This window comes from Sulfitobacter sp. M13, from assembly GCF_053474885.1.
In genome coordinates, this window is record NZ_CM130281.1 from 1,528,810 (window position 1) to 1,554,376 (window position 25,567).

General features: G+C 56.9%; 22 protein-coding genes, 1 tRNA gene and 1 riboswitch. Of the genes, 15 read left to right on the forward strand and 8 right to left on the reverse strand.

From position 1 onward, the window contains the following. The first annotated feature begins 47 nt into the window (after window positions 1-47). The 5 genes from choW to panC all read left to right on the forward strand — a co-directional run bounded on the left by choW (window position 48) and on the right by panC (window position 4,753). Entirely contained in the window at window positions 48-881 is an 834-nt protein-coding gene (gene choW, locus ACVBAU_RS07270) for a choline ABC transporter permease subunit (RefSeq protein WP_138923781.1), read from the forward strand. Beyond that, window positions 878-1,918 (forward strand): choline ABC transporter ATP-binding protein, encoded by a 1,041-nt coding sequence (gene choV, locus ACVBAU_RS07275; RefSeq protein WP_448328749.1) that lies wholly within the window; start codon window positions 878-880, stop codon window positions 1,916-1,918. The genes choW and choV overlap by 4 nt, the downstream gene beginning before the upstream one ends. Before the next feature lie 65 nt (window positions 1,919-1,983). Continuing rightward, a complete protein-coding gene (locus ACVBAU_RS07280; RefSeq protein ID WP_448328750.1) occupies window positions 1,984-2,928 on the forward strand; it encodes a DMT family transporter in 945 nt (314 codons plus the stop codon). A 155-nt stretch (window positions 2,929-3,083) separates the two neighbouring features. After that, window positions 3,084-3,911 carry a 3-methyl-2-oxobutanoate hydroxymethyltransferase gene (gene panB, locus ACVBAU_RS07285; protein WP_448328752.1) on the forward strand — a complete coding sequence of 276 codons (828 nt, stop codon included), beginning with the start codon at window positions 3,084-3,086 and terminating at the stop codon, window positions 3,909-3,911. Further along, on the forward strand, window positions 3,908-4,753 hold the full coding sequence (gene panC, locus ACVBAU_RS07290; RefSeq protein WP_138923777.1) for a pantoate--beta-alanine ligase: 846 nt from the start codon (window positions 3,908-3,910) through the stop codon (window positions 4,751-4,753). The genes panB and panC overlap by 4 nt, the downstream gene beginning before the upstream one ends. Window positions 4,754-4,826: 73 nt before the next feature. On the opposite strand, the gene ACVBAU_RS07295 is transcribed toward panC, so the two are convergent. From ACVBAU_RS07295 to ACVBAU_RS07310, 4 genes are all read right to left on the reverse strand, one after another. After that, window positions 4,827-6,344 carry a catalase gene (locus ACVBAU_RS07295; RefSeq protein ID WP_448328755.1) on the reverse strand — a complete coding sequence of 506 codons (1,518 nt, stop codon included), beginning with the start codon at window positions 6,342-6,344 and terminating at the stop codon, window positions 4,827-4,829. 105 nt (window positions 6,345-6,449) lie between these two features. Continuing rightward, the gene (locus ACVBAU_RS07300; RefSeq protein WP_138923775.1) at window positions 6,450-7,217 is read right to left on the reverse strand and encodes an ABC transporter ATP-binding protein; all 768 of its coding nucleotides are present in this window, start codon (window positions 7,215-7,217) and stop codon (window positions 6,450-6,452) included. Next, window positions 7,214-8,242: a FecCD family ABC transporter permease gene (locus ACVBAU_RS07305; protein ID WP_254700569.1), complete on the reverse strand. Its 1,029-nt coding sequence runs from the start codon at window positions 8,240-8,242 to the stop codon at window positions 7,214-7,216. Before ACVBAU_RS07305 ends, ACVBAU_RS07300 begins: the two co-directional genes overlap by 4 nt. A gap of 20 nt (window positions 8,243-8,262) precedes the next feature. Continuing rightward, complete coding sequence (locus ACVBAU_RS07310; protein WP_448328757.1) at window positions 8,263-9,294, reverse strand: ABC transporter substrate-binding protein; 1,032 nt, start codon at window positions 9,292-9,294, stop codon at window positions 8,263-8,265. A 144-nt stretch (window positions 9,295-9,438) separates the two neighbouring features. Then, a riboswitch (cobalamin riboswitch) is annotated at window positions 9,439-9,637 on the reverse strand. Between the two features lie 334 nt (window positions 9,638-9,971). Between ACVBAU_RS07310 and ACVBAU_RS07315 the strand changes: the two genes are divergently transcribed. Beyond that, entirely contained in the window at window positions 9,972-11,243 is a 1,272-nt protein-coding gene (locus ACVBAU_RS07315) for a tyrosine-type recombinase/integrase (RefSeq protein ID WP_448328759.1), read from the forward strand. A 169-nt stretch (window positions 11,244-11,412) separates the two neighbouring features. Here the strand turns inward: ACVBAU_RS07315 and ACVBAU_RS07320 are convergent, their stop codons facing one another. Continuing rightward, window positions 11,413-11,604 carry a hypothetical protein gene (locus tag ACVBAU_RS07320; RefSeq protein WP_448326743.1) on the reverse strand — a complete coding sequence of 64 codons (192 nt, stop codon included), beginning with the start codon at window positions 11,602-11,604 and terminating at the stop codon, window positions 11,413-11,415. 137 nt (window positions 11,605-11,741) lie between these two features. Here ACVBAU_RS07320 and ACVBAU_RS07325 point away from each other — a divergent pair, with 137 nt between their 5' ends. From ACVBAU_RS07325 to ACVBAU_RS07360, 8 genes are all read left to right on the forward strand, one after another. Next, the gene (locus tag ACVBAU_RS07325) at window positions 11,742-12,416 is read left to right on the forward strand and encodes a hypothetical protein (RefSeq protein WP_448326742.1); all 675 of its coding nucleotides are present in this window, start codon (window positions 11,742-11,744) and stop codon (window positions 12,414-12,416) included. A 24-nt stretch (window positions 12,417-12,440) separates the two neighbouring features. After that, window positions 12,441-12,902: a hypothetical protein gene (locus tag ACVBAU_RS07330; RefSeq protein WP_448328761.1), complete on the forward strand. Its 462-nt coding sequence runs from the start codon at window positions 12,441-12,443 to the stop codon at window positions 12,900-12,902. A gap of 1 nt (window position 12,903) precedes the next feature. Beyond that, the gene (locus ACVBAU_RS07335; RefSeq protein WP_448328763.1) at window positions 12,904-13,161 is read left to right on the forward strand and encodes a hypothetical protein; all 258 of its coding nucleotides are present in this window, start codon (window positions 12,904-12,906) and stop codon (window positions 13,159-13,161) included. 90 nt (window positions 13,162-13,251) lie between these two features. Then, the gene (locus tag ACVBAU_RS07340) at window positions 13,252-13,548 is read left to right on the forward strand and encodes a hypothetical protein (RefSeq protein WP_448328765.1); all 297 of its coding nucleotides are present in this window, start codon (window positions 13,252-13,254) and stop codon (window positions 13,546-13,548) included. Then, window positions 13,548-14,105, forward strand: a complete 558-nt coding sequence (locus ACVBAU_RS07345; protein WP_448328767.1) for a hypothetical protein — start codon at window positions 13,548-13,550, stop codon at window positions 14,103-14,105. The genes ACVBAU_RS07340 and ACVBAU_RS07345 overlap by 1 nt, the downstream gene beginning before the upstream one ends. 319 nt (window positions 14,106-14,424) lie before the next feature. Continuing rightward, entirely contained in the window at window positions 14,425-17,847 is a 3,423-nt protein-coding gene (locus ACVBAU_RS07350; RefSeq protein WP_448328769.1) for a hypothetical protein, read from the forward strand. Between the two features lie 937 nt (window positions 17,848-18,784). Then, window positions 18,785-19,390, forward strand: a complete 606-nt coding sequence (locus ACVBAU_RS07355) for a recombinase family protein (RefSeq protein WP_448326738.1) — start codon at window positions 18,785-18,787, stop codon at window positions 19,388-19,390. A 615-nt stretch (window positions 19,391-20,005) separates the two neighbouring features. After that, window positions 20,006-22,909: a phage tail length tape measure family protein gene (locus ACVBAU_RS07360; RefSeq protein ID WP_448326737.1), complete on the forward strand. Its 2,904-nt coding sequence runs from the start codon at window positions 20,006-20,008 to the stop codon at window positions 22,907-22,909. Between the two features lie 81 nt (window positions 22,910-22,990). On the opposite strand, the gene ACVBAU_RS07365 is transcribed toward ACVBAU_RS07360, so the two are convergent. Beyond that, on the reverse strand, window positions 22,991-24,205 hold the full coding sequence (locus ACVBAU_RS07365) for an IS256 family transposase (protein ID WP_237271842.1): 1,215 nt from the start codon (window positions 24,203-24,205) through the stop codon (window positions 22,991-22,993). A gap of 79 nt (window positions 24,206-24,284) precedes the next feature. Continuing rightward, window positions 24,285-24,737 carry a hypothetical protein gene (locus tag ACVBAU_RS07370; protein ID WP_448328771.1) on the reverse strand — a complete coding sequence of 151 codons (453 nt, stop codon included), beginning with the start codon at window positions 24,735-24,737 and terminating at the stop codon, window positions 24,285-24,287. Between the two features lie 116 nt (window positions 24,738-24,853). Here ACVBAU_RS07370 and ACVBAU_RS07375 point away from each other — a divergent pair, with 116 nt between their 5' ends. Beyond that, the gene (locus ACVBAU_RS07375) at window positions 24,854-25,309 is read left to right on the forward strand and encodes a hypothetical protein (protein ID WP_448328773.1); all 456 of its coding nucleotides are present in this window, start codon (window positions 24,854-24,856) and stop codon (window positions 25,307-25,309) included. Window positions 25,310-25,467: 158 nt separating this feature from the next. Here the strand turns inward: ACVBAU_RS07375 and ACVBAU_RS07380 are convergent. After that, window positions 25,468-25,542 (reverse strand) — tRNA-Glu (locus ACVBAU_RS07380). Window positions 25,543-25,567 lie beyond the last annotated feature (25 nt).

Sequence of the window (25,567 nt, forward strand, 5' to 3'; positions counted from 1 at the left end):
GGCCCTTTTTGCTATGATCGCACGATAACAGTCCTCCGGAGGTTCCCATGAACTGGCTCACCGACAATAAGATCCCGATTGATGACGCCGCAGAGGCGATCTTTGATTGGTTGCTGATCAACGCCGGGTGGCTGTTCGACGGGCTGGCCGTCGCGATGGAGTGGTTGATTGACGCAATCCTCTGGGTGCTGCAAACGCCACATCCGCTGTTCATCATCGCCGTCTTCGGCGCGCTGACATGGGCGATACAGCGCAACTGGAAAACCCCGTTGCTGATCGTGGTGGGGTTTTTGTTCATCCTCAATCAGGACTATTGGGAGGAAACGACCGAAAGCCTGACGCTGGTGCTGTCGGCCTGTGTGGTGTGTATGGGCGTCGGCGTCCCCATCGGCATCGCCGCTGCGCACCGCCCGCGGATGTATCGCTATATGGCACCGGTGCTCGATCTGATGCAGACGCTGCCCACCTTCGTCTATCTAATTCCCGCGATTGTCTTTTTCGGCATCGGCATGGTGCCGGGGCTGATCGCGACGGTGATCTTTGTACTGCCCGCGCCGATCCGGCTGACGCAGCTTGGCATCGCATCGACCCCCAAGGCGCTGCTTGAGGCCGCGCAAGCCTTTGGCGCAAAGCCCAGCCAGACCTTGTGGAAAATCGAACTGCCCTATGCCTTGCCACAGATTATGACCGGTCTGAACCAGACGATCATGCTGTCGCTGTCGATGGTGGTGATCGCAGCACTTGTGGGGGCCGATGGTCTGGGCGTGCCGGTGGTGCGGGCGCTTAATCAGGTGAACACAGGGCTTGGCTTTGAATCGGGGCTGATCATCGTGGTGGTCGCCATCATGCTGGACCGGATGCTACGGGTGACACGTAAATGAGCGATCAAATGAACAACCCCGCAAGCGCCGTCGAATTCGACAACGTATCCATCGTGTTCGGCACGAAACCGGCCAAGGCGCTGCCCTTGATGGATGCAGGCAAAGACCGCGCCGAGATCGAGGTCGAAACCGGCCAGATCCTCGGGGTGCACAACTGCTCGCTCGACGTCAAACAAGGCGAGATCCTTGTGTTGATGGGCTTGTCGGGGTCAGGCAAATCCACCTTGCTGCGCGCGGTCAACGGGTTGAACCCGCTGGCGCGCGGATCGGTGCGGGTGCATGATGGCGACTGGAGCTGTGACGTCACCGCAAGCTCTGCCGCTGACCTGCGCCGTGTGCGCCGTGAATGTGTGTCGATGGTGTTCCAGCAGTTCGGATTACTGCCGTGGCGCACAGTGCGTGACAATGTGGCGCTTGGGCTGGAACTGGCGGATGTGCCGAAACGCGAACGCCTTGAACGGGCAGAGGCGCAGCTGAAACTGGTCGGACTGGCCGATTGGGCCGACCGCAAGGTCAGCGAGCTGTCGGGCGGCATGCAGCAACGTGTGGGTCTGGCCCGTGCCTTTGCCACCGAAGCGCCGATCCTTTTGATGGACGAGCCTTTCTCTGCGCTTGATCCGCTGATCCGTACCCGCTTGCAGGACGAGCTGCTTGATCTGCAACGCGACCTTAAACGCACGATCATCTTCGTCAGCCACGATCTGGACGAAGCCTTCAAGCTCGGCGGTCGCATCGCGATCATGGAGGGGGGGCGCATCGTGCAATGCGGCACCCCGCGCGAGATTTTCTCGAACCCCGCGTCGGACTATGTCGCGGAGTTTGTGGCCAATATGAACCCGCTTGGCGTGCTGACGGCGCGCGACGTGATGGGACCACCGGCCGCCAGCTCGGACGGGGCCGTTGCCGCAGAAACGCCGGTCTCGGAACTGATTGGCAAAATCGGCGACGATGGACAGGCGATCCCCGTCGTCGAAGACGGAGAGACGATCGGGACGGTCACAGCCAGCAGCATCGTGTCGCGGTTGCACTCTGAATAACTCAATGATGCCGGCGGCCTTCATTGCGCGGGCGTGGCAAGCTTCAAGGCAGTAGGCGTGACCCTATGACAAACGCAGCCAATGCGGGCAGTCAAAGCAATGCGCGTGGCATCGCGGGTGTGCTGTTCGCGGGTACCGTTTGGGGCACGACAGGCACGGCCGCGACTTTCGCCCCCGATGTCAGTGCTGCTGCCATCGGTGCTGCTGCCATGGGGATTGGCGGTCTCGGACAGGCGCTGCTCGCGCTGCGGGGCATGGCCCATGCGCGTGCGCAACTGTGGCAGCATCGTGGTTTGCTGCTGCTGGGGGCCTTGGCCGTCATGATTTATCCACTGGCCTTTTACGGCGCGATGCGGCTGGCGGGGGTGACCATCGGTACCGTCGTCACCATCGGCACCGCGCCCTTGTTTGCCGCTCTCATTGAATATGTGATGGAACGATCCAAGCTGACCCTGCGCTGGACCGTCGGTGCGCTGTCGGGCGTTGCGGGGATAGTGCTGATTTGTCTGGCCGAGGGGAGCAGCCACGGCGCTGTGGGCGGTTCATCTGTCCCGCTTGGGGTGGCGCTTGGTCTGCTGGGGGGCTTTACTTATGCGCTGTATAGCTGGACGGCGCGGGCGGTGATGTTGCGTGGCGTGCGGTCATCGGTCGTCATGGGCGCGACTTTTGGTCTGGGAGGGGTGATGCTCATGCCCGTGCTGATCGTAACGGGTGGCCCGCTGCTGGCATCATGGGGCAATGCGGCGGTGGGGCTTTATATGGCGTTTGTGCCGATGTTTCTGGGCTATATCTGTTTTGGGTACGGGCTGTCACGGGTGCGTGCTAGTACGGCCACCACGCTGACGCTGATCGAACCCGTGGTCGCAGCGGTGCTGGCCGTGGTCATTGTGGGCGAACGCTTGCCCGCCTTGGGGTGGACCGGTGTGGGACTGGTCGTGATGTGCCTGCTGGTGTTGACCATGCCTATGGGACACCGTGCCCAGACCGTCCCGCCCATCCCGTCAAAGTAGCACCACGTCGCCTGACGCTGCGACACGCGAAAATTCTTTCGGGTTTTGCTACCTCAACCGCGATGTTTTGGTCTAGAAGCATGCGCAAGCCGGCCCATGCCTGTGCATGCGCCACAGTGATTGCAATGACGTACCTTATACAAAGGACCGCCAAGATGAGCGCAACAGCCCGCAAGACTGCCCCGATGCCGACGGATATTCTGGCTCGAAAAGGGGGGGCTCCGCTGGTGAGCCTGACGGCCTATACGACGCCGATGGCACAGGTGATGGATGGCATCTGCGACTTTGTGCTGGTGGGCGATTCAGTGGGGATGGTGCTGCACGGGCTGCCGTCGACGCTCGAGGTCACGATGGAGATGATGATCTTGCACGGTCAAGCCGTGCGGCGCGGGCTGAAGCAGTCGATGCTGGTGATCGACATGCCCTTTGGCAGTTATGAACAAAGCCCGGCTCAAGCCTTTGAAAACGCGGCGCGTTTGATGCGCGAAACCGGTGCTGGGGCGGTCAAGCTCGAGGGGGGCGAGGTGATGGAAGACACCATCGCGTTCCTGACCAAGCGGGGCATTCCGGTGATGGCGCATATCGGGCTGACGCCGCAGTCGATCCACACGCTTGGCGGCTATAAGGTGCAGGGGCGCGGCGCGGCAGGCACGCAGCTGATGGTCGACGCGCAGGCGGTGACGCGGGCAGGGGCCTTTGCCGTGGTGCTTGAAAAAGTACCGCAAGCGCTGGCCAACCAGATCACCGAAACCGTCGCCATTCCCACCATCGGCATCGGTGCATCCGCGCAATGCGACGGGCAAATTCTGGTGGTCGACGACATGCTGGGACTGTTCACCGCCTTCAAGGCGAAATTCGTAAAACGCTACGCCCATCTGGGTGATGACGCAAAGGCCGCGGTTCAGGCCTATGCCGACGAGGTCACGGCGCGATCCTTCCCCGGGCCCGACCATATATTTTCTGACGAGGTTTCCAAAACATGACACCCCAAATTATCCGCACCCTGACCGAGCTGCGCAGCAAAGTCGCCGGATGGAAAGCCGCGGGCGAAAGTGTCGCCGTCGTGCCCACGATGGGTGCGCTGCATCAGGGTCACCTGAGCCTTGTTCGGGCGGGGAAAGAGGTCTGCGACCGCGTGATCGTGACGATCTTTATCAACCCCAAGCAATTCAATAACCCTGATGACTACAAGAACTATCCCCGCACCGAAGAAGAGGACGCGCGCAAGCTGATCTCGTTGAAGGCGGATGTGGTTTACGTGCCTGACGGGGCGCAGATGTACCCCGATGGCTTTGCGACGACCGTATCCGTCGATGGCATCACCCAAGGGTTGTGCGGTGCGCATCGGGCAGGGCACTTTGACGGGGTTGCGACCATCGTGACCAAGCTGTTCACCCAGACCCAAGCCGACAAGGCGTTCTTTGGCGAAAAGGACTATCAGCAGCTACAGGTGGTCACCCGTCTGGCCCGCGATCTGGACCTCCCGATCGAGGTCGTCGGTTGCCCTACCATCCGCGAAGAGGACGGGCTGGCCATGTCGTCGCGCAACCTGATGTTGTCGGATCGCGCCCGTACGTGGGCACCAGAATTGCACCGCGCGATGGAAGAGATGTCAGAGGGGCTGCGCGCGGGGGGGGATCTTGAAGCATTGCGCGCGGTGGCAGTGAAGCGGATTGAACGCGCGGGCTTTACGCAAGTGGAATACCTTGATTTGCGATCCGCCGACCGATTGGAACTGATGACCACGCCCGACCGTCCTGCACGCTTGCTTGCAGCTGCTTGGTTGGCCGGTGTGCGGCTGATCGACAATATCGCCGTCGGATAACACAGCGAAGCTAGACACAGCAAAGCGGGGCCCGTTAAGGCCCCGCTGATAGCGTGCAATAGATAGGTTGGCGTTACTTGCCGCCAATGCTTAGCGCTGACGCCATACCGGGCGCTTTGGATTCACCGCCCAGCTTTTCACGCACTCCGGCCTCGATCTTGTCGCCGGTTTCCTTGTCGACATTGCGCCAGTATTCAAAGGCGCGGACCAGCACCTTTTCACTGACACCGTCACACAAATGACCCACGACGTTTGACACCAAACGTTCGCGGCCGTCCGCGTCCATGACCTCGCGCACAAGCTTGCCGGCTTGGGTCCAGTCGTCATCATCAGGGCGCAGGGTATAGGCCTGACGCACCATTTCACCGTCGGAATACCACAGGCCGGCCTCATGCCGGTGCGGCTGCGCAGACGGGCCACCGTAGGAGTTGGGCGCGTAAACCGGATCAGAGACCTTTTCAGTCCGGCCCGCACCATCCTTTGAATAGCTATGCGTGGGCGAGACGGGCTTGTTGACGGGAATCTGCTTGTAGTTCACCCCCAGCCGCGCGCGGTGCGCGTCAGCATAGGCAAAGCCGCGTGCCATCAACATCTTATCCGGTGACAGTCCAACGCCCGGCACCATGTTGTTTGGCTCGAACGCGGCCTGTTCGATCTCTGTGTGGAAATCGGTGGGGTTGCGGTTCAGCGTCAGCTTGCCGACCTCGATCAATGGGTAATCGTCGTGCGGCCAGACTTTGGTCAGGTCAAACGGGTTGATGCGATAGGTCTTGGCATCCTCGTACGGCATGATCTGCCATTTGAGCGTCCAGCTGGGGTGGTTCCCGTCGCGGATGTTGTTGAACAGATCGGCGCGGTGATAATCACCGTTGGTCCCGGCCAGCTTGTCGGCCTCGTCCTGACTGAGATAGGCGTTGCCGTTGCCCTGATCGGTGTGGAAGTGGAACTTGACCCAGAATTTTTCACCCTCCGCGTTGACCAGCGAATAGGTGTGGCTGGAATAGCCATTCATCTCGCGCCAGTTTTTGGGGATGCCGCGGTCGCCCATCAGATAGGTTACCTGATGCGCACTTTCTGGCGACAGGGTCCAGAAGTCCCACTGCATGTCGTGGTCGCGCATGTTGTTGTCGGCGCGGCGTTTCTGGCTCCGGATGAACTGCTGGAACTTGATCGGGTCGCGCACAAAGAAGATCGGGGTGTTGTTGCCGACCATGTCAAAGATGCCTTCGTCGGTGTACATCTTGACCGAAAAGCCGCGCGGGTCGCGCCATGTGTCAGGGCTGCCGCGTTCCCCCGCCACGGTAGAGAACCGCATCACCACATCGCATGTCGCACCGGGCTGAAAGATATTCGCCATCGTATATTTCGACACGTCCTGCGTCGTCTCGAAGGTGCCGAACGCACCGGAGCCTTTGGCGTGGGGCTGGCGCTCTGGGATGCGCTCGCGGTTGAAATTCGCCATTTGTTCAAGAAGATAGGCATCATTCAGCACGATCGGGCCATCGGGGCCAACGGTCAGCGAATGTTCATCACTTTGAACGCGAATACCTGCGTCAGTGGTGGTGGGAGGGGTCTGCTTTTTATCGGTCATCTGTAGCTACTCCTTCAGGATCCTTAGGTTAAACCTAAGGAGAGCGCGGAAGGTTCCCGACCGGATGCTTAAGATAGGCGTTAAATGTTGCGCAGGTTGTGCCAGTTAATGGGCGGCGGTGTGAAAGCGGATCACTTGGGCGTTGTCCGCCGGATCCGTGAGGAAGTGGCCGCAGACGCCGAACACCTCGCGCAGCAGAGGTTCGTTCATGATCTCGGACGGGGTGCCAATGGCACGCAAGGTGCCGTTTTGCAGCACGCAGATACGGTCGCAAAGGGTGGCTTGGTTCAGGTCATGAAGCGCGATGATGGCGGTGGTTGGCAGGCGTTGGATCAGCTCGAGGATCGACAGTTGGTGCCGGATATCAAGGTGGTTCGTCGGCTCGTCCAGCAGCAGCACTTGCGGCCTTTGTGCCAAGGCGCGCGCGATATGGACGCGCTGTTGTTCACCGCCCGACAGCGTGTGCCAGTGCCGGTCGCCAAAGCCCGACAGGTCCACATCCGCCAAGGCCTGTGTCACGATGGCATCATCCTGATGGCTCCACCCGCGCAGGGCCGACAGCCACGGTGTGCGGCCCAGTTCAACGGCATGCCGCACGGTGATGCGGTCAGCGGTGTCGGCGTGTTGTTCGACCAACGCCAGCCGTTGCGCGATATCGCGCTGGCGCATCTTTGCCAGCGGTGCGCCGTCCAGTTCGACCCGCCCGCGCGACGGTTTCTGAATGCCGGCGAGCATATGCAGCAACGTGGATTTACCCGATCCGTTCGGCCCGATCAGCCCCAGCTTTTCGCCCGGACGCAAGGACAGGGACACATCGTTGACAATGGCGCGGTTGCGCACCCGCCAGCCCAGTTCGTGACACGACAGGATCATGGCGACGTCCTTTTGCCAATCAGGATCAGCGCAAACACAGGCGCGCCGACCAAAGCGGTAACGACGCCAATGGGCAGCACTTGGCCCGGTACGATCACCCGCGAAATCACATCGGCAAAGACCAGGAACACAGCGCCCGCCAGGGCGGACGCCGGGACAAGGATCGCGTGGCGGTGCCCTACGACAATGCGCATGGCGTGGGGGATCACCAGCCCGACAAAGCCGATCGCCCCGACCACCGATACCATCACCGCCGTGACCAGTGCCGCCGTGCCGATCAGCAGCAGCTGCACGCGGCGCACCGGAATGCCCAAGGACGCGGCACTGTCGCTGCCAAAAGTAAAGGCATCCAACGCACGGGCGTGCCACAGGCAGGCGACCAAGCCGATCATCGCGGCAGGCAGCGCGCTGAACACATCGGGCCAACGCACGCCCGACATGTTTCCCAAGAGCCAGAACATGATGGCGCGGGCCTGTTCCGCATTCGCGGATTTGGTGATCATCAGCGCGGTCAGGGCGTTGAACATCTGGCTGCCAGCAATGCCTGCCAGCACGATCACACCCGCCGCCCGCAGTCCCACGCCGCCCCCCGCTGCCTGCGCCAGCACGGCGACAAAGGCAAAGGCCACAAGCGCCCCGCTGAATGCCCCGATGGACAACGAGATCGCACCACCCCCCAGCCCGAGGATGGTCACCGCGACGGCACCCGTCGACGCGCCCGCCGAGATGCCCAGCAGATAAGGGTCCGCCAACGCATTGCGCAGCAGGGCTTGCAACACGACGCCTGACAGCGCCAGACCGGCCCCGCAACACATCGCGACCACGGCCCGTGCCATGCGGTAGTTCCACACAATGCCTTCGTCGATCTTGTCGACCGCATAGCCCGCGTTCAGCACCTTGTTGGCCAGCACTTTCAGCACCACCTGCGGCGGGATGGAGACTTCGCCAATAGCGGCACCAAACAGCAGGGCGGCCAGCAGCACGGGCGGGATAATCACCCACCAGTGCCACTGCGGCCTGCGCATTACGGGGCGGTCGATTGCGGTCATTCGGCCAGATCGAAACCGGACAGCGCGTCGGCCATCGTCTCGAGCGCATAGATCGCGCGCACGGTCGGGTCCATCGCATGGGCGTCCATGGTGATGATGCGGCCCTCTTCCACGGCCGTCATCTCGCGGGCGACGGGGTCAGTCATCAGGAATTCGCGCTTTTTCTCGATATCATCAGCCGGAAAGCGGCGACGGTCCATCTTGGCAAGAACAATGAAGGTCGGATCTGATTTCGCCAGTGTTTCCCAGCCTACCAGCGGCCATTCCTCGGCCGAGGTCACAACGTTTTCGACGCCAAGCTTGTCCATCATATAGGCGGGCACACCCTGCTGGCCGGCGACATAGGGGTCCGCCGCCATTTCCGACGCAGAGAACCAGAACAACGCTGATGTACCCTGAGGCAGGTTCAGCGATTTGGCCTTCGCCACGGCCTTTGCTTCGCGCGATTGCAGATCTTGCAGCAGGGCGGCACCAGCATCTTGCGCGTTGTAGATCCGGGCAAGTTCCTCGATGCTGGTATAGAGCTGCTGGGTGGTGAACAGTTCAGATCGCGTGCCATCCGCCCCGACCGTATTGTCCTTTGCGGCGCAGTCGGTGGGCATCACATAGGTCGGAACGCCAACCTCGTGAAAACTGTCGCGGGTACCAACCATACCTTCGGGACCGACGTGCCATTCATACATGACGGTGACCAGATCGGGACGTTTGGCCAGAACGCTTTCAAAGCTGGGGTCATTGTCGGCCAACCTGTCGATGGCGGCGTTGGTCTCTTTAAATTCTGGCAGGACAGAGCTGAACCAGACCGACGTGCCCTTGATCCGGTCCTGCTGGCCCAGAAGATACAGGATCTCGGTCGTGGATTGCCCGATGGTCACGGTGGCCTCGGGGGTGCTGTCAAAGGTCAGGCTGTGGCCGCAATTATCGATCGTCAGCGGATAGTCTGTTTCTGCCGCCAGCACGGTGCTACCTGCAAGGGAGGCGATCAGGGTCAGGCCGGTAAATGTCGCTTTTGCGCGTGTGGTTGTCATGTCGAAGGCTCCGGTTGGTCCGACGCCGGGGTCTTTGAATAGAAAGAGAAGGGGCCAGCAAAACGGCGCGAGGGCGCAAGGTGGTCTGCGCGTGTCGTAAGGCTCGGTCCCATCATCATCCTCTCCCGAGCAACCCCGCCCGGTGTTTCAGGTTCAGTGTCGGCAGGTCTCCTGACTGACGGATCGCGGCTGTCCCCGCCTTCCCGGACCAAAGGGCCCAGTGGCATGATGGAGGTAGCTCACCGTCTACAGTTGCGGGGGCAGTTTCGGTTCATTCAAGACCAAGCTCGAATGGCGAATTCCCTATTATTTCCCGAAGGAAACCGACCGCATTTCGATGACAGTTGTTCCGGCACCCGTCAAGCCGCGTTTTGCACGCTACCCTTGGCGTCAGGCATGATTGGTGCGGCCCGGTCTTGATGCGCCATGCCACTGCAGGCCTTAACCGACCGTCGGGTGGGCCAGTAACTGCGGCAAATATAGGTTGGGGGAAAGTACAAGTGGCAGCCCGTAGGGGAATCACACTGGGCTAAATGTAGAACATGCATCAATATGAAGTTAATGAAATCAATAACTTAACGAATATTAGATTCTATTTGCGCAACATGTAGTTGGGGGTTAGTTTGGGGGTCAGTTTTCAGGGGCGCGAAGCCCGACCGATAGAAAGTGACCTCCAGATGTCAAAGCTGAAAGCGGCAGAGTTGCCCGGGCTACCTGTTAAGAAGCACCACGATGGCGCAGGGCTTTACTTCGATAAGAAAAAGCGGGGCGCGTCGTGGATATATAAGTACACGCTGAACGGAGCCGCCCGTGAGATGGGTTTAGGTAAGTATCCTGAAGTATCACTGGCAAAGGCCAGAGAGCTGGCGTCGAAGGCCCGGGGCATTAAGGCAGAGGGCAGGGACCCTATTGCGGAACGTACCGCCGTTAGGCGGCAAGGTGTGACATTTGAAGAAGCTGCCCGGGAGTATTGGCAAGTGCATTGCCAGCACTACGCGAGGCCCCTGAATTGGCTTCGCGGAATGGAGCTTAACGTCTTCCCGCATATCGGAAGGAAAGGCGTCGCGGACCTCACCGCCGATGATCTTATCAAGTTCCTCAAGCCCATGTGGGGGCAGGAGAAGACACGCAAGCTGCGCCAGTGGATTAACGCTGTAGTTGGCTACGTGTCGGTAGATGATCCAAGAGTCGACCGCGACTTGATGGACCGTGTCGCAAATCGCCTAGGGCCTCAGAACATCGAACATGAAAACCATCCTGCAATCCCGTGGCAGGATGCGCCTGCGCTATGGTGTGCACTACAAGATACATCTGTTGGGCTGTCCATGAAGCTCCTGATGTTAACGGGGGTGCGGGTAAACTGCATCGTGATCGCCGAATGGGAGGAGTTCGACTTCAAAGAAAAGGTTTGGACCATCCCAGCGGGCAGGGTGAAGCACTGGGAGTACGTCTTCCGCGTCCCCCTGACGGGGGCCATGATCGATATCCTGCGCACTGCACGGCGCAAATGGGGTGACTCCGGATATGTCTTCCCGTCAGAGGCATCGAAGAGCGGGCATCTTAGTAACAACGCGCACCGCCTTTGGCTCCGCAAGTATGAATGGAAAGATGCCGAAGGGCGTCTCGCCACAGCGCATGGTCTGCGGACCACGTTCCGCAATTGGTCGGATGACGTTCTGCGGATCGACTTCATGCTAGGTGAACACATCATCCAGCACATGAAGGGTCGGGGGGATCGCGATCAGCGTGCCTATCTCCGATCCGATAAGCTGGAGAGGCGTCGCGAGGTTCTGGAGGAGTGGGATACCTATCTACGCAGTCTCGCGGAGGTGCGTTACCGTCGGGATAAGGAGCGGCGCTCCTTGGATGACGTGATTGAGCTTAGCAGTGGGCGAACGAAGCGCGAGGTTCTGGAATGGGTGCATAAGGAAATGACACATGAAGAGTGAGCCGCGTTAGAGGCAAGGCCTGTCAGGCTTACAGAGAGGCCCCTGACGGGGCATCTGCTCATTCTATATACCATCCCGCCAAAGCATCGCGGATATGGCCTGCATTGGCTCTCCTATCGACTTCAGGACCTCGAGTGTGGCACGCAGGTGTGTTTCTACTTCAGCCGCGTTAGCGGCGTGGATGCATCACCACATTATCTTTAGGTATGGCCTCCTGCATCGCGGATAGCTGCTGCTGTGCGTGATCCAACATCCCGCTAAGCTGGCGCATCATCGCCGCAGAAATGGGGGCTAGAGCCGCGTCAGCCATCCTCGATGTCGCGGTAATTAGGTCGCCGTGCATCTGCTCAGAAATTGTCATGATTCGGTTTCTCCATTGGTGTGATTAACACCTAGGAAGCTATAACCTCGCTATGTGACTGTAAACGAAAGAGATTCTTGCCCGCAAATGGCACGCAAAGTGGCGTGGTGCAATTTTGATTCACAATATAATCATTTATGCAAGATAAAATGACCCTTTTTGCTCAAAAAGTTGACAGATGTCACTTTTGCTGTCATACAGGTGTCAAGCAGGAAGACGCAGAGCGTTCCAGCGATCCCCAAAAAAAAAATAATAGGAGTCATCTGTCGATGAGCCTTGATACGAACAGCGCGACGCTGCGCATTCTTGATCTACAGAACCTCGGTGTTGCAACCAAAAGATCACTGGTGCGGTGGTTCCAGCCGCGACCAGTAGCCCACGTGGTTTCAGGCTCGCCTAAGGGCGTCCTGTACCCTCTTCCTGAGGTCGTGGCACGCATCCGGCAGCGCTCTCAGCGTGGGTTGTCTGGCGATGTTCTGCATCGTGTCGTGACCTTCGACTCACAGGTACGCGCCCGGCGTGGTGACGATATCTACCTAGGTGAACACGCTCAGTGTCGATCTGCTGAGTTTGCTTGCTCCCTAGCCCCTGAGGAGGCCGAGCGGGCCAGAGGTATCCAGCGCCAAGTAAGAGAAGCGGCTATCCGAAGCGGTTTGCCGGGGGTGGAACATCTACGCCAGATCACTCTGATCCACCCAGCGGTGGTGCGGTACGTCCTGAGCAATCAAGCCGATGAACTCCCATGGGGTGATGCAGGCTGGCGAAGCTGGATCAGCGCCCTGTGGGCAGTAAACCCTGAGAAAAACACATAAATACAACAACTTGAGGTAAGAAAAATGAGCGATATTAACGAACTGCTACAACATCTCAGCGATGAGGACAGAGCAAATCACTTAAAAGCGCTAGCCGCCGTAAAGTCAGCTTTTGCGGAGTACACCAAGGTTGAGGTTGATAATCCAGCACTGATCGAAAACCTTCCTGCCGTGCGTGAGCACGTCCTCTCGGGCGGTGCCATCGAGCTGGACCTTGAAGCGGCGACTGCCTCCCTGCGGAATGAGCCGTCTATTTCAGCAAAGCTGATCGCCGCTGAGGTGGAAGCGGCAGAAATCAATAAGATTCAAACCGATACCGCCAGCATGAGCAGGCAGGAGAGGATGAATTATGCACGTGAACATGGTCTGGATCGACCCCGGGGTGATGTAGCGGCAGGTATGTCATTGAACTCCCATCTCGCCATCCTTAAATCGCTCGGCCCCCAGCAGCGAATGGCCTATGCGCGTAGACACGGCATCTCCTGACATGAATGATTTTTTGGACAGAGTCATGAACGATGCAGGGCGATTTCAATACGGTGCGCACGGCGACACCGCGACACCACCTCGGAAGAGATCAAAGCAGGATAATAAGCGGCGGAAACAGGTGCGTGAGCGGTTGGAGCGAGGTCTTCAGCGCAGGAAAGAGTGGACGCCTGATCAGCTAGAAGAGGAAGAGGCCCGGATTCAGGCGGAGATCACTGCAATCCTCGCCGCCCGCCGTGAGCAGGATCAAGCAGCATAGAATACTGGCCTACCCATGGCCAGTCGCTCCGGGAGCGGCGATCTCCACGCCCTCGGAGCACCCTCAAATTTCAAGAGAAAGAACTGATAAATGTACGAACAGACAGCAGGTTTGAGCACGCAGCTCGCCAGATTTTTAACAAATTCGATGGAGGCGTTTGAATCACGCGGGCAAGGATTTTACGTCAACTTTAACCGCTTAAAGCGCGAACTGGATGACGATGCAGTTCTGACCATGTCGGTGCTGCTTCAAGCTGGTTTTGCCCAGTCTACAAACACCGATGGAGAGTGGACCACGGCACGCGGTGCAGGAGGGAAGTCTGACCTTTTCACTGCATTCCCGGACGGTGGACTGGTCGACATTCTAGACATTCTGGAGCCTGTGTAATGGCAGCAGAATTGCCCAACAAGCGGCACGAGGAATTTGCGAAGCTTATCGCCGGTGGAGTCAAGCAACGAGATGCATACGCCCGCGCCGGATATGCCGCCACCAACAACAGGGCGGCGGCATCGCGCCTCGCGAAAAAGGTCGCAGCTCGAGTCGAGGAGCTCCGCAATGCGGAATACGCAAGGATTTTCGCGAATATGTGTGGAAGCTCAGGCGGGAGCCTCGCTGACCTAGGCATCACCTTGGGTTGGGTAGCGGACCAGTATAAAATCGTGGCCACCAGGGCTTTAGCGGGCTCAGATTTCAAGGCATCCACCGACGCGACGCGGTCCTTGGAAAAGATGATCCGAGATGCAGAAACGCAGGGCAGTGACGCACCTAAGAAGACCAGCGGTCAAAAGATCGATATTGATCATATGATGGCCATTCTTGCGAAGCTAGCAGCGCCTACAGCCAAGATCGTCGATGATCAGAAACACCCCGGCGAGGATTCCAGAGAAGTTTCGACGCTGGCCCGGAACAGAGCGCATCGGGCAGCGGCAAGGGATGAGCAATAAAAAACGCCGCCCCGTGGGGAGCGACGTTTCTGGGCGGGAGAAAGGGCCGCCACTAAGAGATAACAGGCACAGCTCCTGCTGACTTTACGGTAACGCGGATCACACAATTTGTCAAGAGAATCCGGGGTATAGACGTTATTTTGTGTCCCAGTCGCTACACAAATTGTGAATGCCAGAATCAGCCGAATGATTCGTTGACTTGTGTGAGATTCACACTTATTAATAATTTGCAAGCGGTATTTTAGAGAGATATCAGCTTGAAGCTAAAATAACACAGCAGCCCGCCACGGGCGAAAAAGAGAGAAAGAGACTACGATTTATGACTACTACCCAGCGCAGCGATGCGCCAACTATCAGCGATCTTGAAGCTAGGTGTCCTGATACACATGGCAACGCCTTGGACGCAGTAAGTGATACCCTTGAGAACGTCGTATACTTCAACGATTATAATGGCACTGGGAGCCGGGAAATCCTTCCGCCGGAGGATCTGAACGATGGTAGAATCCGGGAAGTTTTCCCGCCGAAGTATTTAAATGATGCCGAAATCCTAGGCACCGAGCCGGACGGGTTTGGGGATTTTCTTAATCGAGAAGTGACCTTCTTGACCGGGGAGATGTGGGGTGCTCGCGACCGCCGGAACACCCTCGACGGTGATTGGAAGTCTCCCACAATGACATGGGGGCAGTGGATTGGGGGTGGGGCTGGAACCGGCAACGCTCCTGCGTGGGGATTCTCTCGTCACCCTGAAAGCAAGAACAAGGCTGGACCGTGTATCGTGCTCGGATCGTCTGTAGGGGGTGCCCGCAAGGCCAAGGCCATGGACACCATGTTTGCTATGGGTCTGGATATTGACTCCGGCGCAAAGCTCGATGACGTTCTCGCTGATATTGAGGAGAAGGGTCTTCTGTGTCTTGTCTACACCTCATACAACAACGGAACGAGCGGACTTGAGCTGAAGCGCGACGAAGTGCTGCGCAAGCTGAAGATCACTCGTGATCCCACTGAAGGTGAAATCAAGCAATACCTGCGCGAGTTCGACAAGAACCGATATGAAGAATCCTTTATCTCTGGTTGTTCCATCAGTGCCCAGAAGAAGCAGACGACCGAGGGTGTGAAGATCATTCTTGATACTCCTCCTCTTGAAAAGTTTCGTCTAATTTTCCCGCTGGAAACTTCGGTTAAGCTTATCGATTTGGCTGACACGCAGCAGGCCTCTCTAGACCTGTGGGAAGACAAGATTACCGGCCTAGCCCAGAATGTTCTTGGCATTCACTTCGATACATCGTGCAGTGATCCTTCACGGCTATTCTATACCGCCAGACACCCGAAGGGTTCGGATGACTGGTATGCGGCTGTCGTCATGGGCACTCCATTGTGCTTCGATGATGTAGCTCCGATGCGGAAGAGCACCTACACGTCCAATCGGGAGGTTAACGCCTTCACGATGGCGGCGGACATGTCCGGTGACGAACGCCCGCCGATGGCGCTGACACCGTCCGGGAAGAGCCTGAACGACTGGCACACGCGCTATAAGGGCCGCTTTATGCTTGCGGACCTGATGGAGACCTTATGTCCTGATCGTGTCCGTCCAGCAGGTGGTGAAGCACAGGGACACGTCCACACCGAATGTCCGTTCGAGCACGAGCACACCTCAGAAGGTGGTACAGCGACGATGGCGGTAAACGCTATCGATGCCCAGAACGAGTATTGGACTTGGTTCTGTCACCACGATTCATGCCAAGGACGGCACAAGCTACAGCACCTTGAAGAGGCTCTGCGACAGGGGTGGTTCGAAGAGGATGCGCTGACAGAGGATGCAGAATTCCTTCTCGAAGGTGACGACGATTCAATCGAAGAACTGACTATCGATCAGCGCAAGAAGCATGCAAAGGTTGCGGCAGAGGACGCTACTCAGATCAATCAGGACTCAACGCAAGAAGAAATCGAAAACTTCTTCCGGCTACAGCTCAAGGCCGGGGCAGACCTGACCATGAAGAATAACTTAGTTTCACAGATCAAGGCGCAGACTAACTATTCGAAGACCGAGATTAAGCATCTATGGGCGGGCGTAGCTAAGGAAACGAAGAAGGTCGAGGTCAGTGACGCCGCTATCGTAAACATGTGGGACTTTACTGATCAGGTGGACTACGCCCAGAAGGCGCTGCATGCCGCAAACGAAGAAACGCCTCGTCTCTTTTATAACGTTTTCGATCTTGTAACTATTCGAATAGGTTCAGATGGTCGTGCAGGTATGCACAAGGTACACGCCAATGGTATGGCGCATATTCTGAATACCGTTGCGCCGTTCGTTCGTACCACCGAAAACAATAGCGTTGGCGTTTCTGCACCGCAGGACGTTGTGAACCACCTGTTTGCAGGTGATTATTGTGATTATCCCGTTATTCGTGGAATCGTGACGACTCCAAGCTTCACCGCCGAAGGTACGCTTCTTGAAAGCCATGGTTACCATGCTGACAGCGAACTGTACTACAAGCCAGATGATCGAATACAGGTCCCAGAAATTTCGCCAGAACCTTCAGCCGAAGAGGTAGAAGAAGCGAAGCGGCTGCTAATCCAAGAAATTCTAGCGGACTTCCCGCTAGGCGGCATGTCACGAGCTGAAATCTTACGGGCCGTTCTGTGCGCCGAAGAGGATAGTGAGGGCAATCTGGTACATATCGAAGGTGCGCAGCCCACAGCAGCGCCTGACGTATGTCACGCCTTGGTAATGGGCCTTTTCCCCTTCGTCCGGGAAATGATTGACGGGAATGCTCCAGGTATCGCTATCGATAAGCTCAAGCCGGGCACAGGTGCGGGGAAGTTGGAAGCAGCGATGAGCATTATATACGCTGGTCACGCTACATCCGCTATCGCGCTTCCCGGTAACCCTGAAGACATGACCAAGGTACTTTTGCCTGCAGTCCGCTCTGGTAGACCGAATGTGTTTTTCGACAATATCAGCTCCGCCATGGATAGCGGTGAACTAGCCTCTGTCATGACCGCCCGTTATTATGAGGCGCGAATTTTGGGTAAGTCTGAGACGGCGTTGGTACAGGTTCGCAATCAGTGGATCGTGGCAGGTAACAAGCTCAAGCTATCGCCAGAGCTATCGCGTCGTTTTGTGCTAACCTTCCTTGATCCTAAGATGGCCTCGCCAGAGGACCGGACAGGGTTCCGACATGCTGAGATTGAGACGTGGGTGACGGAGAACCGGGGGCAGCTCATCTGGGCCTGCCTTACTTTGATCCAGCATTGGGTTGCTGGCGGGCGTCAGCCCGGTGCGGTGTCTAAGGCCTCGTATGGCGCATGGTCCCGTGTCATGGGCGGAATTCTTGAATCCGCTGGTTTCGTAGGTTTCCTTGGAAATGAAAGCGACATGAAGGCCCGTTCGGCAATCTCTGACGATCCGCTAACGCTGCTGCTAGAGCGCTTGTTTACATATCCAGCGGGTACGCTGTTCGTGACCGGAGCTGTGTCGAAGCGACTTCCAGCAGGCACGGTCTCTGTACGCAGCATTCTCGAAGACTTCTTCGAAGAAGAGGATGACCCTGCGGCGCGATGCCTGCGTCTTCCGGGATGGGGGTATGAAAATGATGGAACATACACCATTCCGCAAAAGCTGGCGGCTGGATGGACGCGAGATGTTGGTGGCGAGCCTCATCGTGTAGGTGATGTACAGATGTCATTTGAAGTGGAGACGCATAGCAGCTCGGGCGTTAAGCTGTGGCGGCTGAAGAAGTAGCGGAGGGCGTTAGCCCCTTTCCTGATGGGCGAACATCGACGGGACCCCCCCGTCAGACAAAAACGGGACCCTACGCGGGGTCCCGTTTTTTGCAACCTATTGTTTTTTATGTTTAAATTCTAATATTGCGAGGTTAGGAACGGGACCTAGGTCCAGAAAAACGGGACCTAGCGGGGGTCCCGTCATAGTCCCGTCATCGTTAAGTGTCTGTTTTTATTGAATAATACGTAAAAAACGGGACAACGGGACTATATACCTCATTTTCTTTCAAAAATATTTTTTTTTCTAAATACCCCTCTCTTCGCTAACCAATCAGAAAAAAAAAATAATAATAGGGCCGACGGCGATTTGGGTCCCGTTGTCCCGTTATTCCCGTTAAACTCATATTTATCTTTTTATTTCAATTGTTTAGTAAAAACGGGACTATGACGGGACCCCCGCTAAGTCCCGTTTTTCTGAACGGGGTCCGGTCATCCCCGTAAACCAGCCTCCAGCCGCTGCACGACCGTGATGGTGCAACCCTGCGAAATCATCCATCACATTCGGTAAATTGAATATAATATCATAAAACACAGGGCTTTGACCCCTGCAACCACCAAGTAACAAAGTTGCGCATGAAGCACCGAGAATGTAATAAAATTACTTTTCGCCAAAGTGGACCTGTATCCCGCTAACGCGGGGCATCACCGACACACAGACCTAACCACATCCACATCCCGCTGACCTATCGCCCCTTTGACCTATCGAATGGGCATCCCCCCGCGTTAGCGGGGACCTGATCGCCGCGCCCCTCCGGTTTCTGATTTGGATCGCTATCAATAGAGATGTCCCTAAAGATATTTGATAGATATCTTTGATACACTATCAATTGAGGCTGGACTCCATCCTAGTGATACACTATCTCTTTCTAGTAGCATGTGGTAAAGGAGAGAGTATCGTGGAAAACTGGGGTTATGTGAGGGTGAGCACGAATGCCGATAAGCAGGCTGCTACATGGCAACATCAAGCAGACCTGCTGACGCAGGCAGGCGCAACGAACATCTTCAAAGAAGAGTCGAGCGCAGGTCATCACCGACCTATCTTTGAAGACATGCTAGAGCAGGCAATGGACCGCGCGGAACAGACAGGCCAGCCCGTCAACATCCATATCACTAAGATGGATCGCGCCTTCCGAGATATTGAACATGCTATCCGGACCGTGAAGCGCTCACACAAGCATGGTATCCGCTTTACGCTGCATGACATCGCTATGACGCCGCTGGACCCCACGGACGCCGCGCAGAGCCTGCACTTCCATGTCCTTGCCGCTATCGGTCAATTCGAGAAAGACCGCTTCGCAGAGCGTCGCGCTGTCGGCATCGCCAAGGCGAAGAAGGAGGGCAAGTACAAGGGCAGAGCACCTACGGCACGGGCCAAGACAGCCGATGTGCTGGCATTGCACGGTCGTGACTTCAAAGCACCTGAGATCGCCAAACAGCTCGGCATCGGCGTTGCGTCGGTCTACCGCATCCTAGCGGACCACAAGGCCAAGGCTGACGCCTAACAGCGCTGACGCGCTCCAGCATGCGTCTCACGTGCTAACGCACGTCAGCGACCTTTACCTGATCCACCGACACACCTGACACGATCTACCGCGAACGCATCGGCACGGGTGACACGGTAGACCAGCGATGTACCCGGGGCGGTTAGTCGGTGGTGGCCTGCGTCAGCAGGTCTGCCCGTGCCATCACCATCACCATTCAATCCAGATCGCAAAGCGAAACACATTAGCAGAGACGTGTAACTAATTGATATTTATATATAACTATCGACGGAGGGACCCAAGACGGGGAGTAGGGAGGGGGTGAGTCGAGCGCACAGGTGCCTCAAGCGACCAGCGGCACAAGTGCTAGTTGTTAAAGTTCTGCTCTGCGTAGCAATATTTTTTCATCGGTCGGGAGGGGGTACCCCCACCCCCTCATCTGAATCGCAAATACCTTCTCAGAAATTTTCACTTTTTAGCTGGCAGGTTGCTCGAAATGACCCGTTGGCAATTAGGTCATAAGTGCTGACATGTGTTATACTTTAGGTATCCAAGGACGGAGCGGCAGTCACCGCACCACCGGGGGGAGCTGCTGGGTGCGCTCCCCCCAATTTACCCAGCACGAAAGATACCAAAATGACAAACACACACGAGATTCGCCTGAATATTAACGCGGCTGCTGCCAAGCGCGGTAGCCGTGATTTTACTGCTGCGATCATCGCAGTAAAGAACGCCATCAAAGACCTCGACCGCGACAGCCAAAACGCTTTCAGCAAGCTTCAGAACAAGAAAGTAACAGTCGATACATCCGGCATCAAAAAGGCTTCGACGGAGCTATCCAGCTTCGATGCCGCCGCGAAGCGTCTGGAGCTTAGTTCTAAGTCAGTATCCCGCGTTGCTGGTTCTCAGTTTGACCGCCTTTACGAGAAGGCCCAGCGCCTATCCGATACAGATGGCATCCGCACACTCACTGTAGAAATGGGAAGGCTTGAGACACGCCTAGCACGTGCACAGACGCCGCTGGATATCGCCGATGCCAAGGGCAAATGGCAGGACTCCGCAGCAGGTGTTATGTCCCTGAATCGCCAGCTTGAACTGCAGGAACGTGCCAGCAATATCGCGGCTACAGCAAACAGAAGCCATGCGGCGGCGGTGGATCAGCTCCGCGCAAAGTATAACCCCCTCTACGCGGCATCGGCACAGTATGAGGGTGCACTTCGCGAGATCGCAGAAGCAGAGCGGCTGGGTGCTATCAGCGCCGTACAGGCCAGCACCGCCCGCAAGGACGCCGCCACGACACTCGCCAGCGCCAGCGGTGTCATGGGCAAGTATGGGGCCTCTATGAAGGTCGCAGGCCATCAGGCTCAAAACGCCAGCTATCAGCTTCAGGACGTCTTCGTTACGGCTGAAATGGGCATGTCGCCGATGCGCATCGCTCTACAGCAAGGCTCGCAGCTTTCGATGGTTCTTAACGATATGTCACGCTCCGCAGGAGGCGCGAAGGGCGTCATCAGTGGTCTAGGTGCTGCCGTTGGGGGGATGCTGAATCCTGTTTCGCTAGCGACCATGGGTGTGATCGCCGGGGGCGCAGCGCTGTACCAGTGGGCATCCAGTGCCAGCGATGCCAGCGAAGAGGCAGAGCGCCTGACAGAGAAGCATAAGCAGCTAACAGAGACGCAGCGGACGCTAAACGATACAGTGCGCGGTATGCGTCTAGGCGTGTCCAGTGACGAACTGATCGCCATGGACTTGCTAGCTGCCAAAGGCGCTGAGATCGCAAAGCAGAAAGAGAAGATCGCGGGTATGGAAGGCTCGCGTATGTATATGGACGTCATCGGTGGCGAGCGCCAAGCTCTGGAAGCATTGCAGAAGGAGAAGGCCGCGCTACAAGATCAACTTTCGACCATCAAGTCTTTGCAGGACGCCAAGGAACGCCTGATCGCATCCACCCGGACCCTCGCAGATGATGAACGAACTGTCGGCGAGGGGATGCAGCTCACCGGACGCCAGCTAGCCGAGAACGAACTTACCGCAGAACTACTGCGCCAAGGAATCTCCGCCAGCGCTATCGCTGGTCTGGACCTGTCACGCGTGGATATGACCAGTGGCATCAGTAGTGCCAGCGCAGAAGCTCTTAAGCTCGCTAGCAATCTGCAACTGTCTCTGAGCGCTGCGCTATCATTGAAGAATATGCAGGACGGTTTGGTATATTCCGGTCGCGGTGGTGATCCCCGGAAGATGAATGACCAGTACACACGCGATCTCAACTACGTAGACCCGCAGGTATATATTGACCGTTTCAACAAGGCACAGGCCAAGGCAAGCAAGGTACGCGGCGGTGGTGGTGGTCGCACCGCCAAGCTTTCCGACGAGGCTAAGGCAATCAAGAACACGACTGATGCCATCGCATCCCGACACGCTGCCCTACTGAGTGAAGCACGTGCGATGGAGTTGGTGTCCAATAGAAGTTTTGCCACGATGGAAGCTGCCAAGCTCTTCGCCGATGCTGAATTGTCCGGCGCGGCTAATGTCGATGCAAAGACGCGGGCTATGCTTGCCCAGATCGATGCAGCGGAACAGCTTAAGGACGCACAGGCCAGCCCCATGGACGCCGTGATGGGTGATCTGGAGGGCAATTTTAAAAGCGCTCTATCCAGTGCGCTGCAAGGCGATTTTGACCTATCCAGCATCGCCGAAGGCATCCGCGCAAGCCTAGCTGACGCTATGGCGGAGCAGATCACAGACGCGATCTTTCCAGAGCTGAATAGCGGCGCATCAGAAGCAGCGCAGATGCAGGCCGCGCTGACAGCGGGCGGGGCTAACGCTGCTCAACAGATAAGAGCTGCGATGGCAACCGGAGCAACCGGAGCAGGCCAGAAACTAGGCTCAGGCGTCAGAACGGCATCTATACAGGGCGCAAGTGCTCTACAACGTGCTGGTATAACCTCTGCAACTTCGATGGCGACAGGCGTCTCAGCCGCAGGTTCTGCAGGCGCAACACAGATGCAATCAGGCATCATCGCAGGTTCCACGGTAGGTGCACAGAAGATGGAGTCTGCAACATCCGGCGGCGGTAATGGTGGTGGAGGTTTCGGTAGTATGTTCAGCGGCGGCAACTGGCTGGGCATCGGTGTAGGCCTGCTAGGCGGTCTCCTAGGTGGCGGAGGAGGTAGCAGCTCCTCCAGCTCCACGTACACACCCGTGACGAAGGTCAGCAGCTACTATGGTCCAGACGACGTCCCCAGCTATGCAGCGGGTACCGCCAATACGTCGGGCATCCCTGCCGTTCTACATCCGAATGAAGCTGTCATCCCGCTTTCCAACAACAGGAAGGTTCCTGTGGAAATGGGTAACGCAGGCGGTCCAGCTCCGATGACGTTCAGCGTCGTGAACAACGTGACGGTGGAAGGCTCAGAAGATGATCAGGAGAACGCCATGAACATCGCGACATCAATCTCTGAGCGCATGGAGATGATGATCGAAGAGAAGATGATCGAGCATTCCCGCTACGGTGGATATCTTAATCCCCGGGGAAGTTAGTGGAGGCGGCGTTAGCCGCCCTTACTGGGAGTGTCATGAACTTTGTGTATCTGGTCTGGCCCATGCGGGTTTTAGATACAGTCACGCATTGAAGCGATCCTCAAACATTATGGCGAAATGATTGCGGGCCGCAAACCATTCTCGAACATTTCGGCCGCCTTTCTCAAACTTGCGGATCGCCAAGTAGATCAGCTTCGTGGCTGCGTCTTCGGTCGGGAACGATCCCCGCGTCTTAATCGATTTGCGGATTACACGGTTCAAGCTTTCAATTGCGTTGGTGGTGTAGATGATCTTTCGGATGGCGGGATCAAAAGCAAAGAACGGGATCACTTCCTGCCAAGCCCTGCGCCAGGCCGGTGCGATGGAGGCATATTTTCCGGCCCATTTTTCCTCGAAGGCATCCAACTCCAAGCCAGCTTGATCGGCTGTAGGGGCGCTGTAAATCCGCCGTAGATCAGCGGCCACTTCCTTGCGATCTTTCCAGGCACAGAAGTTCAACGAGTGGCGCACGAGATGGACAATGCACGTTTGCACGGCCGTGTCCGGAAAGGCTGCAGTGATGGCGTCAGGGAAACCCTTGAGGCCGTCTACGACAGCAATCAGGATGTCTTGCAGCCCACGGTTCTTAAGCTCTGTCATCACGGAGAGCCAAAATTTGGCGCCCTCGTTGTCAGCGATCCAAAGACCGAGAACCTCGCGCACGCCATCCTTGCTGACGCCAAGGGCCACGTAGACGGCTTTGTTCTTGACCATGCGGCTATCGGCGTCACGGATTTTGACCCGTAGAGCGTCAAAAATGACGATGGGATACATCCGGTCCAGCGCCCGGGACTGCCATTCCCGAACCTCATCCAGCACCGCATCGGTCACGCGGCTGATCAAGTCTGGCGAAACTTGCAGGCCGTAGACGTCCTCAAGATGAGCACGGATATCGCGGACCGTCAGACCGGCTGCGTAGAGGCCAATGATCTTGTCATCCATCCCATCAATGCGGGTCTGACCCTTCTTCACCAGTTCAGGTTCGAAGCTACCGTCCCGGTCCCGTGGCACAGCGATAGGCAGTTCGCCGTCTTGCCCCTTCAATCTCTTGGCGGATGACCCGTTGCGACGGTTGGTCTGATCAGGCGGGGCATCCTTGCCGTCTTCATAGCCCAAATGTGACGTCAACTCAGCACCGAGCATTCGCTCCATCAGCTTGATCTTGAGCTCTTTCATTAGCCCGGCATCGCCAAGCAGATCTTCAGGCCGCTCGCAGCCCTTCAGTAGTTCGTCCAGCAGTTCCTTGGATATGGTCATCGTCCTTGCTCCTCTCAGGAAGCATGGACCAGATCGCAATTACACAGAAGATCGGACACTCTCCCCTTACTGACTCAGTTTAATAGGTTAGTCCGCCAATGTTATTTGAACGCCGCCGCTTAGCGGCTTCGGTTCGTTTAGCGGATTCCTCACTAGCTTTTCGTCGCTGTTCGCGATGTACACTCTCTGCAACACTAGCCCGCAGCGTCAGAGGAATACTAAACTGAACGCGGCTAACCTCTTCATTCTGACGGGTGTGTGCACCGTTAACCCCGACCTCTGCAGAGAATACTTTGAGTCCAGCTTTGCCGCCGCCGCCTGTTTCAGTTGCGGCGGTTACGGCAACGTCGAAGCTTACGTTCTGAATCTGCCTATAGACGTGGCCTGTGCCGCCTTCTTTAAATAAATTGGACTGCTTAGAGTCGACAGGCGGATTCACGATGACACCATCATCGCTCCACTTCTCCTGCAACTCATTCGTCGCTTCGATGATCCCCGTGATAGTTTCAGTAATAAATTCTTTCAGGTCCATGCGTTTTCTCCCTTTCGAGAAGGCTAGAGCGGTGCAGTTTACATAGCAAGCGCGTTGCCTATGGTGATCTAGGCGAAGGCAGAGACCTCCATTTTTCACCGATAGGACATTTTGAAATGAAGATATTATTAGCAGTAGCTACCGCATTATTATGCACACCTCTCTGGGCCGAAGGCGATCTATCGGCGCTCTCTCATTCTGAACTGGTGAGCAACTGCGTAGACGTTCTGGACGCCGGAGGGGATGCATCCGGACAAGCAGCGGAGCTTCTGTCGCGCAGTGGTTTCAACCTTGGTGAAGAAAACACACGCAAAGGGCAGCAATGTTTAGGAGCGACATACGGCGCAGCATTCGAATTCATCGGGGGACGCTTCATTAGCCCAGAGCTACAGGCTGTTGCATTAGAGGATGCAGAGGCAAAGCGTGAAGCAGCGCGGCAACGGGAACTCAGATACGTTGAAGCGGTAGCAGAGGTCTGTCTCGAAGAATATGCCGCTGACCGCTTCCGCGCGTTAACAACTCCGATTTGCGGAGAGGTCTTCAAAGCTCAGGGCCTGCCAAGTTCCGACTAAGCCCAGAACCACTATACGGGGATTCTACAATCCCCACGACTGACGTCAGGCAGGGAATCGAAACTTAGGGACCAAACCAACTCTTGGGGGTTCATTTGGGGGCCGCTTTCGCATGGCGGCGCTAAGTATTTGTTATGAATGGGGGAAGTAGGCACAAGTGGCAGCCCGTAGGGGAGTCGAACCCCTCTTTTCAGGTTGAAAACCTGACGTCCTAACCGATAGACGAACGGGCCACTTAGCTTGTGAGCGTTTCTCTAA

Excerpts from the sequence above, each read along its gene's own strand:
- choW (WP_138923781.1), top strand. The coding sequence starts at position 48 with ATGAACTGGCTCACCGACAATAAGATCCCGATTGATGACGCCGCAGAG.
- choV (WP_448328749.1), top strand. The coding sequence starts at position 878 with ATGAGCGATCAAATGAACAACCCCGCAAGCGCCGTCGAATTCGACAAC.
- ACVBAU_RS07280 (WP_448328750.1), top strand. The coding sequence starts at position 1,984 with ATGACAAACGCAGCCAATGCGGGCAGTCAAAGCAATGCGCGTGGCATC.
- panB (WP_448328752.1), top strand. The coding sequence starts at position 3,084 with ATGAGCGCAACAGCCCGCAAGACTGCCCCGATGCCGACGGATATTCTG.
- panC (WP_138923777.1), top strand. The coding sequence starts at position 3,908 with ATGACACCCCAAATTATCCGCACCCTGACCGAGCTGCGCAGCAAAGTC.
- ACVBAU_RS07295 (WP_448328755.1), bottom strand. The coding sequence starts at position 6,344 with ATGACCGATAAAAAGCAGACCCCTCCCACCACCACTGACGCAGGTATT.
- ACVBAU_RS07300 (WP_138923775.1), bottom strand. The coding sequence starts at position 7,217 with ATGATCCTGTCGTGTCACGAACTGGGCTGGCGGGTGCGCAACCGCGCC.
- ACVBAU_RS07305 (WP_254700569.1), bottom strand. The coding sequence starts at position 8,242 with ATGCGCAGGCCGCAGTGGCACTGGTGGGTGATTATCCCGCCCGTGCTG.
- ACVBAU_RS07310 (WP_448328757.1), bottom strand. The coding sequence starts at position 9,294 with ATGACAACCACACGCGCAAAAGCGACATTTACCGGCCTGACCCTGATC.
- ACVBAU_RS07315 (WP_448328759.1), top strand. The coding sequence starts at position 9,972 with ATGTCAAAGCTGAAAGCGGCAGAGTTGCCCGGGCTACCTGTTAAGAAG.
- ACVBAU_RS07320 (WP_448326743.1), bottom strand. The coding sequence starts at position 11,604 with ATGACAATTTCTGAGCAGATGCACGGCGACCTAATTACCGCGACATCG.
- ACVBAU_RS07325 (WP_448326742.1), top strand. The coding sequence starts at position 11,742 with ATGCAAGATAAAATGACCCTTTTTGCTCAAAAAGTTGACAGATGTCAC.
- ACVBAU_RS07330 (WP_448328761.1), top strand. The coding sequence starts at position 12,441 with ATGAGCGATATTAACGAACTGCTACAACATCTCAGCGATGAGGACAGA.
- ACVBAU_RS07335 (WP_448328763.1), top strand. The coding sequence starts at position 12,904 with ATGAATGATTTTTTGGACAGAGTCATGAACGATGCAGGGCGATTTCAA.
- ACVBAU_RS07340 (WP_448328765.1), top strand. The coding sequence starts at position 13,252 with ATGTACGAACAGACAGCAGGTTTGAGCACGCAGCTCGCCAGATTTTTA.
- ACVBAU_RS07345 (WP_448328767.1), top strand. The coding sequence starts at position 13,548 with ATGGCAGCAGAATTGCCCAACAAGCGGCACGAGGAATTTGCGAAGCTT.
- ACVBAU_RS07350 (WP_448328769.1), top strand. The coding sequence starts at position 14,425 with ATGACTACTACCCAGCGCAGCGATGCGCCAACTATCAGCGATCTTGAA.
- ACVBAU_RS07360 (WP_448326737.1), top strand. The coding sequence starts at position 20,006 with ATGACAAACACACACGAGATTCGCCTGAATATTAACGCGGCTGCTGCC.
- ACVBAU_RS07365 (WP_237271842.1), bottom strand. The coding sequence starts at position 24,205 with ATGACCATATCCAAGGAACTGCTGGACGAACTACTGAAGGGCTGCGAG.
- ACVBAU_RS07370 (WP_448328771.1), bottom strand. The coding sequence starts at position 24,737 with ATGGACCTGAAAGAATTTATTACTGAAACTATCACGGGGATCATCGAA.
- ACVBAU_RS07375 (WP_448328773.1), top strand. The coding sequence starts at position 24,854 with ATGAAGATATTATTAGCAGTAGCTACCGCATTATTATGCACACCTCTC.